This is a genomic window from Rothia sp. ZJ932 (assembly GCF_016924835.1).
Taxonomy (GTDB): domain Bacteria; phylum Actinomycetota; class Actinomycetes; order Actinomycetales; family Micrococcaceae; genus Rothia.
In genome coordinates this window covers 1,890,118-1,903,959 of record NZ_CP070480.1, presented here as the reverse complement: position 1 = coordinate 1,903,959, position 13,842 = coordinate 1,890,118, and the positions used below count along the sequence as shown (strand labels likewise).

Below are 13,842 nucleotides of genomic sequence, written 5' to 3'. Positions count from 1 at the left end.
CTCGCCGCTAAAACCAACACCAGGGTCAGACGGTCATATGCCGGGTAGGTTCCATAAAAAATAACTTACTTGATCATAAAGACCGGTCGCATAACTTCTGCGGTGACTGCGCCCGCTAGCATAGGGAGCATGGCAACTACACCCGACCGCAAAAAAGTCTTCGCCTGGACCCTCTGGGATGCCGGTAACGCGAGCTTCAACGCGATTATGACCACCTTCATTTTTACCGCCCTGTATCTCACGAGTTCGACCTTCGGCTCTGAAACGCACACCACCGCGGTGATGTCTACCGGTCTGACCATCGCGGGTCTTTTTATTGCTCTGCTGGCACCCATCAGCGGGCAACGGGCGGATGCCACTGGCAAACGCGGGTTCTGGTTGGGAGCTAACACTTTCGCAACGGCTGCCCTGATGGCGCTGTGTTTCTTCGTACTGCCCGACCCCAGCTTTTTGTGGTTCGGTGTAGCGCTCATTGCACTGGCAAATATCGTCAATGAGTTCTCCATCGTTAACTACAACGCGCTGCTGCCCGGCATCTCGACTCCGGCGTCCGTTGGCAAAATTAGCGGTTTAGGCTGGGCATTTGGGTACTTCGGCGGCATCGTCGCCCTGGTGATCGTCATGGTGCTTTTTATTAACCCGGGTGTGCTGCCGCTACCTGAAGACGACCCATCCCTGACCTACCGACTGATCGCGGTGTTTTCTGCTCTGTGGTGCGTGGCGCTGTCGTTGCCCCTGCTGCTGAGTCTGCGTGGTCAGCAGCAACCAGTGCAGGCAACAGCTACAGAGTCCGGCGGTGTTGCAGGTATCGTGCGCGCTTACAAGCAACTGTTTGCCACCATCGCCCGTATTTACCGTTCGACCCCCAGCACCCTCTACTTTCTGGTGACGAGCGCGATTTTCAGGGACGGGCTCAACGGCGTTTTCACGTTTGGCGGTATTCTCGCTGCCGGCTCTTTTGGGTTTAGCGCCGGAGAGATCATTGTCTTTGCTATTGCTGGCAATATTGTGGCAGGTGTTGGTGCTCTCATTGGTGGTTTGCTGGATGACCGTCTCGGTCCCAAGACCGTCATTATGGCGTCTTTGGTGGGTGTGCTGGTGGCGGCAACTCCGCTGCTTTTTATTGAGGGCAAGAATATTTTCTGGCTGTGCGGCCTGGCATTGTGCGCTTTCGTGGGGCCGGCGCAGTCAGCTGCCCGCACCTACCTGGCAAGGGTCTCACCGGCGGGCGAAGAGGGCGAACTTTTCGGTCTGTACTCAACCACCGGACGCGCCGCTAGCTTTCTAGCGCCTGCTCTCTTTGGTTTCTTCGTGACGCTCATGGGCGCTCAGACCTGGGGCATTCTGGGTATCATGGTGGTGGTCGGTGTAGGTCTGCTCCTGGTGATTCCGCTGAAACCTGCACCGAAACTGCATACTTCACAACAGCTCGGGGCAGAGAACACAATCGTAGAATCTCACTAGCGCCACACTCCCCTCACTGCTGCATGCTTGCACCAGCTGTTGCATTCAGGCAACAGTTTTATGAAATTGTGGGTATGGATATTAATGGTTTGCTGGAGCTTGCCAATCAGACTCCCACCTCAACCGCACGTAAAGCAGGTATCACACGCTCAACGCTCCTGCGAATGAGCACAGGAGCAATCGCTCCCTCTTTGAATACCCCTGTAAGAAATCGCGCTCGTCTTTGGTTACTCAGCAGAGATATCTCTTGCCCCGGCATCGGAGCCGGACGTAGCTTTTGCCGCACGCTATCTGCTTGATACCTCAATTCCCGAATTATCAGGGGATGAATTTGAACCTGTGTCTCGGCGGGCACAACGATTTAAACGATGGGGACTCACAGAACCCGAAGAAATCGTGAGGACAGCAGGTCGGCTGTCGAATATTGCTGAGCGTAAAACAGCAAAATTTTTTGCGCCACCACCGCTAGTATCCGCAAGTGAATCAATGTTGAGGGCGGCATCCGCAGCTGATGCAGCGTGGGGGGGATGGGCGCTTTCAGGAGAGCCAGCCGCTAACCGTTTGTTGGGTACGGAAGATGCTAAAAGTCCAGTAATCCTGTGGACACAAGCGAACCTACCGAAATTGTCTTTTCTTGAAGCCAAACGCTCACTACCCAAGACAGGTTTACCCCTACCAGCATTGTGGTGCTTGAAGCGCAATACAGAGAATTTGTCGGTTACCAGAACGAAAACAATCTCAATTTTGTAGCCGATCTCCAAGCAGTTATCGATTTGCATAGTCTTGGGTTTTCTACAACCGCGCAAAAAATAACAGAAAACTGGAAGGTAAGAGTGAACGAGCCACTCAGCAAAAAGACTGGGGTTCTACTGGCAGAATTAAACCGCAACCGGCAACCTCGGCACCTACTCAAGGAAGTTTGCAGTACACCGGCAGAATTGCATGGAACCCCGGAACAATTCCAACAATTCATAGCGAATCTTAATGAGTTCATCTGGAACGCAGCAGCCTTAGAAGGAAACACTTTTACATTGCCAGAGGTTGTTACCCCTGCTTGACGGGGTAACAGTGGGCGGTAAGCATCTTGAGGATGAAGAACAGATTCTTGCTCTGAGCGAGGGCTACAACTTAGTGGTTGAGAGTGTTGCCGATGGTTCGTTTTTTGCTGAGTAAAAATTTTTCTGATGCGGTGTAGGCTCTGGTGGCTCGTCATGAAGCAATTGAAGCTGGCAATTTTAGAGGGGAAGGAGTGGTGACCGGTGGTGGGACTGTACGTTTGACGGATGGTAGCAGAATCGAAGGGGGACGATTCGGGTGTAGGAGGAGCTACGTTGCGCGTTGATTATGAGAACCTCATGGTTGCGCTCACTCAGATACCTCACCCCGTGACCCGCTTTACTTGTTTACTTCTGTTCTGTGACTCGTTCTCAGTTTTATTTTGATGGCAATAAGCGAACCGCTAGGCTCATGATGGCAGGGGAACTGATGACGCACGGTTATGATGCCATCAACATTTCTTACGCACTGAAATTAGAGTTTAATCGGGCGTTAGATTAACTTTTTAGAACAGATGATGCTACTGAGCTGATGAGGTTCCTTTTTCCTTGCTGATAAGAGCGGTCTTGGTGCTCATTGAACCTACAGGGGGTGCCCACACTTATAAGCGTGGGCGCCCCCTATTGCTCAAGAAATTTCTCAAGACGGTGAGAAGACTTAGACCTCGGACTGGCTACCGTGCTTGTTGCCTTCTTTAGCTTCGATCTTCATCTGTGCGCGTGAGATGGAAACCTTGATGATGGTGCCGACCAAACCGGTGAGCAGTGACCAGAGGATGATGTCGCGCCAGCGCTCATCGGGATCAGAGTTTGATTCGGGGGGCTCATTGCCGGTGATGCGCTTCCAGGTAGCTGAAAGAACCTTGTTTGACAGTGCCACGCCGCCTAATGATGCTGCGGTGCCACCGAGCTTGACGAGTACGCTCATGGTGTTTTCCTCCGATGATGGTAAGTAACGTTCTTTCTAAGAATAGTTGGACGCGTGTTCCTTTGCACGCATAAACCGCCGGGTACGCCCTGAGCAAAGTAACCGCTCTTACCTTCGACCCCGCGTCCGTCTTTATTCACTGTTTGGTTGGTGACAGTTGGTGAGTGTGTCTATACTAAAGACATTGGCTTGATCACTGCCAAGTGGTCAGCGAATCGACAGGGGAGCGCGTCCGCGCTGAGAGTGCCTGAATAAGGGCAGACCCTCGAACCTGATCCGGTTAGTACCGGCGCTAGGGAGTCGAGTTTATTTCTCGAGGTCTGTGTACACAGTGGTGCCAGAACCTTCCCCTTCCTATTGATTAGGGAGGAATTTTTTATGTCTACTTCAACCTCGCATAACCGCGGTGCTGTTACTTCACCGATGAGCTGGCGCGTCAATGACATTGTGGTTGCCTCGGTGCTCGGTGTTGCCTGCGCCCTGATTTTCTGGGTCTGGAACAATGCCATTTACCCGGCTGCTAACACCGCAACGGCAGCAGCCCCCCAGTTTATGCCCCTGATTGGTGGCGGCTGGCTGATTGCCGGTGTGCTGGGCGGGTTGGTTATTCGCAAGCCCGGTGCTGCCCTTTACACCGAGCTGCTGGCAGCAATTATCTCTGCTTTTATTGGTTCGGCAGGATTCGGCATCACCGTCATTTATTCCGGGCTGGTACAGGGCCTCGGAGCGGAACTGGTCTTCGCCGTCCTGCTTTACAAGCGCTGGGGTCTCACACCGGCGTTACTCTCCGGCGCGGTGGCTGGTCTTTTCATGGGTGTCTACGAAGTCATCGTGTGGAACCCCGAATACTCCTTTGACAACAAAATCATTTACGTCATCTGTGCTATCATTTCGGGCACCATCATCGCAGGTTTGGGTGCCTGGGTGCTGACCCGCGCCCTGCTGAAAACCGGTGTGCTCTCATCACTGGCATCCGGACGCCAGAGCCGCCGCTAGTGAACCGCGCAGGAGCGTCCATCACGGCGTGTAATTTCGGGTGGCACCACGCAGGGCGAGAAAACCCCTCGGTACAGGGGCTGACCCTTGGCATCGCAGCGGGGGAAAAGGTCATGCTGTTGGGACCTTCTGGCTCTGGTAAATCAACCTTCTTACACGCCGTGGCGGGCACCCTGCACGATGACGATGGACAGAGCGCCCTAGGGGAGCTGCTGGTTAACGGCAAACACCCCCACAGTGCTCTCGGCACCGTGGGGCTTATGCAACAAGACCCGGAATCAGCCGTCATCTTGGCGCGAGTGGGTGACGATGTTGCCTTCGGCGCTGAGAACATGCAGGTTTCCCGCGACGAGATATGGCAGCGCGTTCCCGCAGCCCTGACTGCTGTTGGTCTAGAAGACCTCGATTTTAACCATTCAACGTCAGCTCTTTCTGGTGGGCAGAAACAACGGTTGGGTCTTGCGGGTATTCTCGCGATGAACCCGTGCGCCCTCTTGCTTGATGAGCCGACCGCGAATCTCGACCCGAACGGTGTTCTTGAGGTGCGCGATGCTGTACTGGCTGCCCGCGAGGCAACCGGGGCAACCCTCGTGGTGGTCGAGCACCGAGTTGAGGTGTGGGCGCAGTACATGGACCGTGTCGTAGTGCTAGATGCTGCCGGCGGTATTAGCCACGACGGCACTCCTGAACAGGTGCTGCAGGACGCGCGTGATGAGCTGATTGCATCCGGCGTGTGGGTACCCGGTTATGACCCCGCCCAAGAAGTAACGGTTGCCCTACCACAGGTTGACACCAACGCACCGGTGCTCATTGAGGCTAGCAACCTGAGCGTCACCCGCGCCGAACCTAAGCGTGCTGCTCGTAAAGACCGCCGTCAGCAGGTGCGCGCGTCCGCCCCGCAAGAACTTATTCTTGATCTACCCGCAGTATCAAGCGGTATTAACTGCACTGTGCGTGCCGGTGAGCATCTTGCCATTATGGGAGCAAACGGGGCGGGAAAATCAACCCTGGCACTGACGCTGGCGGGGCTACAACTGCCTGTTGCCGGTCTACTCGCTGCCAGCGATGAGCTGCGCGCGGGAGCCTCTTGGGACATTGCCTCGTGGAGCGGGCAAGAACTCGTGCAACGCATCGGCATGGTCTTTCAAGAACCCGAACACCAGTTTCTTACCCCTAGCGTGCGCGCCGAACTCGAATATGGCCCCCGGCAGGTAGCCCGCGCCCAAAAGAAATCCCTTGACGAAGAACAGCTGACAGCAACCGTTGACGCCCTCTTACAGCGTCTACACCTCAGCCACCTAGCAGAAGCTAACCCTTTCACCCTCTCTGGCGGTGAAAAGCGCAGACTGTCGGTGGCAACCGCGCTGGCGGCAGCCCCGCGCGTCCTGATTCTCGATGAACCGACCTTCGGGCAGGACGCGCGCACCTGGGCTCAACTTCTTGAGCTGATTCGCGAGCTGCTGGCAACTGGCGTTGCCGTTGTCTCAGTAACCCACGATGAAGAGTTCGTGCGGGCACTGGGTTCTCGCGTGCTAAAGGTGGTAAAAAATGAGTATTGACCTCTTTGCCGAAAAAGAAGAAGCTCGCACCGTCTACGGCAGGCTCAACGCCGGTATCAAACTGCTGGTGGCAAGCCTCGTCACCGTGCTCTTGGTAGCCACCGTTGATGCGGTCACCGGCACTGTGGCGCTGGCGCTTGAAATGGTGGCACTAGCTGCCGGTGGTTTCAAACCCGTGCGACTGCTCTTGAGATTCTGGCCCATTCTGCTTGCTACCCTGCTTTCGGGCTGGGCAACAGCGATCATGGCAGACAAAACCGGCGATGTTCTGCTGGAATTTGCCTATATCACCGTCACTACTGACTCCGCAGAAGCCGGTTTGGGCATGATGATGCGCGGTCTTGCCATGGCAATGCCCGCACTCATGTTCATCACCACCACAGACCCCACCGACCTCGCTGACTCTCTTGCTCAAACCTACAAGCTACCCGCCCGCTTTGTGCTGGCGGCGCTGGCTGCTTTGCGTTTGGTCGGTATCATGTTCGCAGAATGGCGCACGCTCAGCGCTGCCCGACGCGCTCGCGGTGCGGGCGGACGCGGCCCGGTGAATGCCGTGCGTAACGCGGCAGGTCAGGTATTCGTGTTGCTGGTGCAGGCTATTCGCAGGGGAACACGGCTTGCCACCACAATGGAGGCACGCGGTTTCGGGGCGGGGCAACGTACCTGGGCACGCGTACCTCAGCACTCGGGCAAAGACGCTGTCTTCGCGGTTCTTTGGGTGGCTATTCCCCTCATCGCTTATGCGGTGTCAGCGTCTATAGGAACCCTCAAGTTCCTTCTGTGATGCAGCTGGATTCCAAGCAGGACGCCCGCAGTTACTGAGCATATAGCTTTTAGAACTTCATCCATATAAAAATCGCACCCCACCAGCAGTGGGGCGCGATTTTTATAAAACCTCTCAGTGAGTAAAGACTGTTACTTCTCGAAGGTTTCGGTGTCGATCACGGCGCGGAAGATAACGTCGCCGTCAACTACCTTGTCGTAGTATTCATCAACCTGGTCAACGGAAATCTTTTCGATGACTGAGACGATGCCGTGCTTGGCACAGAAATCCAGCATTTCCTGGGTTTCTTTGATGCCACCGATGTTGTTACCGGTGAGTACCTTACCGCCAATGATGAGCTTACCCATGTGCAGTTCGAGAGCTTCGGGAGGCAGACCAACGGTTGAGAAGATACCGTGGGGCTTGAGCAGGCTGAGGTAAGCATCCAGGTCAACGGGAGCTGAAATGGTGTTGAGAATCAGGTCGAACTCGCCCTTGTGCTCTTCAAAGAAGCCGTCTTCGGTGGTTGCCAGGGTTCGGGTAGCGCCGAGCTTCTTCGCTGCTTCTTCCTTCTTCAATGAGCGAGACAGGACGGTAACGTCTGCGCCCATTGTTGCTGCGATCTGAACGCCCATATGACCGAGACCACCAAGACCCAGAACAGCTACTTTCTGGCCTTCTTTGACGTTCCAACGAGCTAGGGGTGAGTAGGTGGTGATGCCTGCGCAGAGCAGGGGAGCAGCCACATCGAAATCAATGGAGTCGGGAATGGTTACCGCGAAACGCTCGTTGACGGTGACTTTCTGTGAGTAACCACCCTGGGTGATGGTGCCGTCAACGTCTTTAGCATTGTAGGTACCAACGTTACCGTTGAGGCAGTCCTGCTCCTGGTCGTTCTGGCACTGTTCGCACTCGCCACAGGAGTTGACCATGCAGCCAACACCCACGCGGTCGCCTACCTTAAACTTGGTGACGTTCGCGCCGACTGCCTCAACAATACCGGCGATTTCGTGACCAACGGTGAGGGGAAAATGCGCTTCACCCCATTCGTTGCGAATGGTGTGAATATCTGAGTGGCAGATACCGGCAGCCTTGATCTTAATAACGATGTCATCTTCGCGCGGGTCGCGGCGCTCAAGATTAGCTACCTCAAAGGGCTGATCCGGGCCGGTTTTACGCAGGGCTTTAACGGTGTAAGACATGAATCTCCTTATGCTGTTTTGTCTGTGTTCTTTCAACACTACCTACACGCACCGCGAGAGGACACTTGTGCGTCAAAAATGACGGGAATTTGACACACAAGTATCCTCTCAACGCATAAAGGGGAAATCAGCACAGGGTTTTCTGAGATGAAAAATTTATTTCCTCGCTCACTCGGAATTTTTCACCTCAGCCGCGCGCTAAGTAGCCCATCAGTTCCTCTGTAGTACTCGCGTCCACAGCTAGAACGGTGCCGTTGAGATGGGTCACCGGTGCCAGCAACCTCACCGAGGACGCCAACCAGACCCCCTCAGCTTCAAAGAGATCTTGCGGGTAGAGCGGACCGTAGCCCAACTGCCAACCGGCTTCACGCGCCCCAGCAAAAATCGCGCCCTGGGTGGTGCCCGGCAAAATACCGTGGTTAGGTTCGGGCGTGAAAAGAGTGCTAACCCCGTCAATAGTCTTAGCAACCAGCACAGAGCTGGTGGCGCCCTCAAGAATACGGCGGTCTTCAGTAACCCAGATGGCGTCGTCCGCTCCACGCGAGGCAACGTAGCGCAGCACCGACATATTCACGGCGTAGGAGAGGGTCTTAGCCCCGGCAAGCAACCAAGGGTAGGTGGAATCTTCAGCCGGGTCGTGACCTCGCGGTAGCAACATAGCTTTGACGCCTTCTTCGCGCTGTTTCAGCACTTTTGCCGATGAGGCGGACGCGCTCACCCACGCGTGCGGTCCCTCCTCGATAGTGCCGCGGGAGATTATTAGCTTGACGGTGTGCTCTTCGCCCAGCACGGTAGTAGCGCCCTGCTCTGCGTGGGTCAGAGCAGTTGCTACTGCGGCTTTCCACTGCTCAGCTGAGGGCATAGGTAAATCCAAAAGAGCGGCTGAGTTTGCCATGCGCTCCAGGTGGGCATCGAATTTACGCACGCTCCGATTGGCAGCAAGCATCGTTTCAAAAACACCGTCACCGCGGGTCAAACCCTGGTCTTCGATGTTAATCAGGGGCTGGTTAATATCTGCCAGTACCCCATTGGGGTCGGCATCAGAGAGTAAAACAATGGTGGTAGTCATACCCCAAGCCTAACCCCGCGCAGTGTCTTTCGCGGAGTTATCGAGCGGCGGGTGAGGTTAGAGATTTTCGGCGCGAGAGAACTCCTCTGCCCCCTGCTTTGTCCAGTCGCCGGGCGCTACCGGAGTTGTAAAGAAAGCCAGCGCCGCCAAAATAGCGAAAGCAACCATGGTGTAGCCCATCGGCATGTAAGCGCTAGCCCCACCGAGCGCAACCAGGGGAGAGGCAATGCCTCCCATAATCGACTGGGTAGCGCCCATCGTCGCCGATGCTGATCCCGCCATATGACGCGCCTGTACCAGGGCAAGCGCTGAAGCGTTACCGAAAAGCAGACCCACCGAACAGGTGGTGAGGAAGAACAGAATCAGAGTGGGAATCAGTGAGATACCCACGCTGAACAGCACCAGAATACTGATGCTCACCACCAGCAGAGAAACCACCCCGACTGTGAGCATGGTGCGCTGTGGCACGCGTCCAACCAGATAAGTCACCAGAGAAGTCATCATCATGATACCCAGTGAGTTAGCGCCAAAGACCCAGGTGAACTGGGTTTCGCTCAGCCCCAGCACGTTTTGCAACACATAGGTTGAGCCAGAGACGTAGGCAAAGAGAGTACCAAAACCGAATACCATGGTCAGCATGAAACCGCGATAACGGGGAATTGCCAGTACCTGCCCCAAACCCTTGTAGGTGTCGAAAAGGTTACCGGTGCGTCGTTTTTCTGCGGGAAGAGTCTCTTTAATAACCATAAAAACGGCGATAGTCGAGAGAAAGATAAAGATGCTCAACACACCAAAAATAGTGCGCCAGGTGCCAAAGGTCAGCACCAAACCACCGACCAGCGGTGCGAGCACGGGGGCGAAACCGTTAATCATCATCATGATGCCCATCAAACGCGCTGTTTGCAGACCCCTAGTGGAGTCAGCAACAATGGCGCGGGCAACTACCATACCGAAAGAACCGCCCATACCCGCAAGAAAACGCGCCGCGATGACTAGCTCAATGGTGGGTGCGAAAATGATGAAAGCGGTAGCGCACAGGTTGATAATGACGCCCATATATAGCGGACGCAGACGCCCAATTTTATCTGACAGCGGGCCGATGAAAACCTGCCCCACCGCCATACCCAGCATGAAGGCTGAAAGAGTCATCTGCGCGCGCGATGCGGTAGTACCTAAATCCTGGGCAATACCGGGCAGCGCTGCCAGATACATATCGATACCCAGCGGTGCGACCGCAGTGAGCGAAGCGAGCACCACAATAATAGCGGGGGTGATTTTGGGCTGAACAGTGCTCACAGTGCGCCTCTTTCTAGCGGTTTTTAGGTTCTTCACTCCACCAAATATTTTACAGCGAAAATAATTTGTGGTGGAGCGCCAGCACACAAGATTTTATGCGCGATTAAGCACGATATCGCACCGGTTATAAGCGCTCGCATATTCACGCAACATTGCGTCTTCTTGACTAGCCCACACCTGCCAGAAGGGACGGTAACTTTCGCCATCGCGCTCCAACGCCTCTTCACGTCGCGCAGAATCATCACGCTCCACCCAGCCGGTGATGTGAGCGGTACCCGTCATTACCCCTACACCCTCTACCAAGAGAACCCGCGCGTCTGTTGCAAAGGTATGAGGACCGGTTGGCTGGTTCTCCTGCCAATCCCAACCCCACCAGGTGCCCGCGCGCCCGGCGGCTATCTCGGCACTGGTAACCTGCCAAGTCTCCAGGGCAGGTTCAAGTCCCTCCCATCCCTGGTAGGTTTCATCGAGCCTAAAAATATCAACGCTGAATCTCGCCTGCCACAGGTAATCACAGGCGATGGTGGCAAGGGTCGTCTTGCCCGCCCCGGAACGTCCGTCGATGGCAACTATCAGTCGCTGCCCCTCAGGAATATGCGGTAACCGCTGGTTGAGTAGTCTTTCCACTTCCACACAAAACTCATGGACAGTACCAGCTGTGGCGGACGCGTGTGGCGGTAGTGCAGGCATTCCTAGCGTGCTTAGGTGCACCGAGTCATCGCGTTCACTCATAAACCCTGAGCCTGCTGAATGTGCTCAATCACGCCGGGCACAGCATCGCGGATCATCTCGTAGGTAATGTAAAAGTCTTTGAGATCTCCGTACCAGGGGTCATAAATGCCCAGCTCGTTGAGATCCTGATCGGCGACAGTCGGGTCAAATTCGCGCATGAGGCGAATCTTGGCAGACTCCTGCTCAGAGGGAGCCATACGCTTGAGCGCCCGGTAATGGTTGAGATCCATTGCCAATAGTAAATCGTGGGACGCGAAGTCACTGACAGCGAATTGCTGGGCAGTGTGGGCGCTGGTGCTGATGTTCAACTCATTGAGCACTTTTGCGGCGCGGCGGTCAATGGGGTTGCCCCGCTCCTCATTAGAAATACCCGATGAATCAACCTCTACATCAAGCCCCGCCTCTTTCACGGCTTGCTTGAGCAGGTACTCGCCGGTGGGGGAGCGGCAGATATTGCCGGTGCATACGGTCATTACTTTATAGGTCATGCTCTTCAGTTTAGTCACTGTGTTTGTTTCGTGATAGTGCTCGCTCCGCCTCAACGCGCCATCACAGGGGTTATATAAGCCTTCGTATGGCACTATCAGGCGGAGTAAAGATTCTTCTGCTGTTACTGCCCGGCGGTTTCTCGCTCAAATTCGCTGAGGGCGAAAGGAAGGGGGGATGGGCGCGCGTCCGCCCCCTTAAATGCGCGGAAAACACGGGCTTTTAAGGGGCTCTGAGGGTAGTAAATTCCCTACCTGCTAGTGGTTTTGTGCAAAAAATTGAGTGCATAAGACTCAACTCTGTTGACAAAGTTCAAAAACGTGGCAAGATGTTAACCAAGACGAACGCCTTGAGTGCTTATGGCTCAAGTTTCTGGCTAGGGCATGCAAGGCGTTCGACAAGACCTAACAGAGAATACAAACTCACTAAGGAGAAAACCCTTATGTCACGTGCAGTAGGCATTGACCTCGGTACTACCAACTCAGTTGTATCAGTGCTCGAAGGTGGCGAGCCCACCGTTATCGCGAATGCTGAAGGCGCTCGCACCACCCCCTCAGTCGTAGCCTTCTCAAAGGACGGCGAAGTTCTGGTCGGTGATGTTGCAAAGCGTCAGGCAGTCACCAACGTTGACCGCACCATCGCATCTGTCAAGCGTCACATGGGTACCACCTGGACCCAGGACATCGACGGCAAGCCCTACACCGCTCAGGAAATCTCAGCTCGTACCCTCATGAAGCTCAAGGGCGACGCCGAAGCCTACCTGAATGACAAAGTTACCGACGCGGTTATTACCGTTCCTGCTTACTTCAACGACGCTGAGCGTCAGGCAACCAAAGAAGCTGGTGAAATCGCAGGTCTGAACGTGTTGCGTATCGTCAACGAGCCCACCGCAGCAGCACTGGCTTACGGTCTGGACAAGGGCAACGAAGACGAACTGATTCTCGTATTCGACCTCGGTGGCGGTACCTTCGACGTTTCCCTGCTTGAAGTAGGCAAGGACGAAGACGGCTTCTCCACCATTCAGGTACGCGCAACCTCAGGCGATAACCGCCTCGGTGGTGACGACTGGGATCAGCGCATTGTTGACTTCCTGCTCGAACAGGTCAAGTCAAAGACCGGTGCTGACCTATCAAAGGACAAGATTGCTCTGCAGCGTCTGCGTGAAGCAGCTGAGCAGGCTAAGAAGGAACTGTCTTCAGCTACCTCAACCAACATCTCACTGCAGTACCTCTCAGTAACCCCCGAGGGGCCCATCCACCTGGATGAGAAGCTGACCCGCGCGAAGTTCCAGGACATGACCGCAGATCTGATTGACCGCACCAAGAAGCCCTTCAACGACGTTATTGCTGAAGCAGATGTGAAGGTATCAGATATCGCCCACATCGTTCTGGTTGGTGGCTCAACCCGTATGCCCGCTGTGACCGAGGTTGTCAAGGAACTCTCCGGTGGTCGCGAACCCAACAAGGGCGTAAACCCCGATGAGGTTGTTGCTATGGGTGCAGCTCTTCAGGCAGGCGTTCTAAAGGGTGAGCGCAAGGACGTTCTGCTGATTGACGTTACCCCGCTTTCACTTGGTATCGAGACCAAGGGCGGCGTCATGACTAAGCTGATTGAGCGTAACACCGCTATTCCGACCAAGCGCTCAGAGACCTTCACCACCGCTGAAGACAACCAGCCTTCAGTATCAATTCAGGTTTTCCAGGGTGAGCGTGAGTTCACTCGCGACAACAAGAACCTGGGCACCTTCGAGCTGACCGGTATTGCGCCTGCTCCCCGCGGTGTACCCCAGATTGAAGTGACCTTCGATATCGACGCGAACGGTATCGTTCACGTATCAGCGAAGGACAAGGGCACCGGCACCGAGCAGTCCATGACTATCACCGGCGGTACCTCACTGTCTAAGGACGATATCGATCGCATGGTTAAGGACGCAGAGGCTCACGCTGAGCAGGACAAGGCACGCCGTGAAGCTGCTGAGACCCGCAACCAGGCTGAGAACGCTGCTTACTCCATTGAGAAGCTCATCAAGGAAAACGGCGAGAAGTTGCCTGAGGACGTCAAGACCGAGGTTCAGGGCGACGTTGATGCTCTCAAGACCGCCCTTGAAGGTGATGACGATGAGGCTGTCAAGGCAGCTTACGAGAAGCTGCAGGAATCTCAGACCAAGCTCGGTGAGGCACTCTACGCTCAGGCTCAGGCTGAAGGCGCAACCGCTGAGGGCGCGCAGGCACCTGAAGACGATGTAGTAGATGCTGAAGTAATCGACGAAGAAGACGAGAAGAAGAACTAATC

At 55.0% G+C, this 13,842-nt stretch carries 12 protein-coding genes and 1 riboswitch; of the genes, 6 read left to right on the top strand and 6 right to left on the bottom strand.

The window, feature by feature from the left end:
* Nucleotides 1-129 precede the first annotated feature (129 nt).
* Together JR346_RS08655 and JR346_RS08650 are read left to right on the top strand one after the other, a co-directional pair.
* Nucleotides 130-1,464 (top strand): MFS transporter, encoded by a 1,335-nt coding sequence (locus JR346_RS08655; RefSeq protein ID WP_204877486.1) that lies wholly within the window; start codon nt 130-132, stop codon nt 1,462-1,464.
* Between the two features lie 686 nt (nt 1,465-2,150).
* Entirely contained in the window at nt 2,151-2,522 is a 372-nt protein-coding gene (locus JR346_RS08650; protein WP_205482255.1) for a hypothetical protein, read from the top strand.
* 655 nt (nt 2,523-3,177) lie between these two features.
* On the opposite strand, the gene JR346_RS08645 is transcribed toward JR346_RS08650, so the two are convergent.
* Nucleotides 3,178-3,447 (bottom strand): DUF4235 domain-containing protein, encoded by a 270-nt coding sequence (locus JR346_RS08645; RefSeq protein ID WP_204877483.1) that lies wholly within the window; start codon nt 3,445-3,447, stop codon nt 3,178-3,180.
* Between the two features lie 210 nt (nt 3,448-3,657).
* Nucleotides 3,658-3,763, top strand: a riboswitch (TPP riboswitch).
* A 62-nt stretch (nt 3,764-3,825) separates the two neighbouring features.
* Here JR346_RS08645 and JR346_RS08640 point away from each other — a divergent pair.
* From JR346_RS08640 to JR346_RS08630, 3 genes are read left to right on the top strand one after another with little or no spacing between them, the layout of a single operon-like run.
* On the top strand, nt 3,826-4,443 hold the full coding sequence (locus tag JR346_RS08640) for an ECF transporter S component (RefSeq protein ID WP_204877482.1): 618 nt from the start codon (nt 3,826-3,828) through the stop codon (nt 4,441-4,443).
* The gene (locus JR346_RS08635) at nt 4,443-6,002 is read left to right on the top strand and encodes an ABC transporter ATP-binding protein (RefSeq protein WP_240333923.1); all 1,560 of its coding nucleotides are present in this window, start codon (nt 4,443-4,445) and stop codon (nt 6,000-6,002) included. Before JR346_RS08640 ends, JR346_RS08635 begins: the two co-directional genes overlap by 1 nt.
* Nucleotides 5,992-6,786, top strand: a complete 795-nt coding sequence (locus tag JR346_RS08630) for an energy-coupling factor transporter transmembrane protein EcfT (protein WP_205482254.1) — start codon at nt 5,992-5,994, stop codon at nt 6,784-6,786. The genes JR346_RS08635 and JR346_RS08630 overlap by 11 nt, the downstream gene beginning before the upstream one ends.
* 131 nt (nt 6,787-6,917) lie before the next feature.
* Here the strand turns inward: JR346_RS08630 and JR346_RS08625 are convergent, their stop codons facing one another.
* From JR346_RS08625 to JR346_RS08605, 5 genes are all read right to left on the bottom strand, one after another.
* The gene (locus JR346_RS08625; RefSeq protein ID WP_205482253.1) at nt 6,918-7,967 is read right to left on the bottom strand and encodes an NAD(P)-dependent alcohol dehydrogenase; all 1,050 of its coding nucleotides are present in this window, start codon (nt 7,965-7,967) and stop codon (nt 6,918-6,920) included.
* Nucleotides 7,968-8,154: 187 nt separating this feature from the next.
* Entirely contained in the window at nt 8,155-9,036 is an 882-nt protein-coding gene (locus tag JR346_RS08620) for an aminotransferase class IV (RefSeq protein ID WP_204877479.1), read from the bottom strand.
* Between the two features lie 57 nt (nt 9,037-9,093).
* A complete protein-coding gene (locus tag JR346_RS08615; protein ID WP_240333922.1) occupies nt 9,094-10,332 on the bottom strand; it encodes a multidrug effflux MFS transporter in 1,239 nt (412 codons plus the stop codon).
* Nucleotides 10,333-10,425: 93 nt separating this feature from the next.
* Nucleotides 10,426-10,965: a hypothetical protein gene (locus JR346_RS08610; RefSeq protein ID WP_204877477.1), complete on the bottom strand. Its 540-nt coding sequence runs from the start codon at nt 10,963-10,965 to the stop codon at nt 10,426-10,428.
* A gap of 95 nt (nt 10,966-11,060) precedes the next feature.
* Entirely contained in the window at nt 11,061-11,552 is a 492-nt protein-coding gene (locus JR346_RS08605) for a low molecular weight protein-tyrosine-phosphatase (RefSeq protein WP_239478831.1), read from the bottom strand.
* A gap of 440 nt (nt 11,553-11,992) precedes the next feature.
* Between JR346_RS08605 and dnaK the strand changes: the two genes are divergently transcribed.
* On the top strand, nt 11,993-13,840 hold the full coding sequence (gene dnaK / locus JR346_RS08600) for a molecular chaperone DnaK (RefSeq protein ID WP_204877476.1): 1,848 nt from the start codon (nt 11,993-11,995) through the stop codon (nt 13,838-13,840).
* Nucleotides 13,841-13,842 lie beyond the last annotated feature (2 nt).

What these genes read in the sequence shown, in the direction of transcription:
- dnaK (WP_204877476.1), top strand. Translation starts at nt 11,993, where the DNA reads ATGTCACGTGCAGTAGGCATTGACCTCGGTACTACCAACTCAGTTGTA.
- JR346_RS08620 (WP_204877479.1), bottom strand. Translation starts at nt 9,036, where the DNA reads ATGACTACCACCATTGTTTTACTCTCTGATGCCGACCCCAATGGGGTA.
- JR346_RS08655 (WP_204877486.1), top strand. Translation starts at nt 130, where the DNA reads ATGGCAACTACACCCGACCGCAAAAAAGTCTTCGCCTGGACCCTCTGG.
- JR346_RS08625 (WP_205482253.1), bottom strand. Translation starts at nt 7,967, where the DNA reads ATGTCTTACACCGTTAAAGCCCTGCGTAAAACCGGCCCGGATCAGCCC.
- JR346_RS08645 (WP_204877483.1), bottom strand. Translation starts at nt 3,447, where the DNA reads ATGAGCGTACTCGTCAAGCTCGGTGGCACCGCAGCATCATTAGGCGGC.
- JR346_RS08630 (WP_205482254.1), top strand. Translation starts at nt 5,992, where the DNA reads ATGAGTATTGACCTCTTTGCCGAAAAAGAAGAAGCTCGCACCGTCTAC.
- JR346_RS08640 (WP_204877482.1), top strand. Translation starts at nt 3,826, where the DNA reads ATGTCTACTTCAACCTCGCATAACCGCGGTGCTGTTACTTCACCGATG.
- JR346_RS08605 (WP_239478831.1), bottom strand. Translation starts at nt 11,552, where the DNA reads ATGACCTATAAAGTAATGACCGTATGCACCGGCAATATCTGCCGCTCC.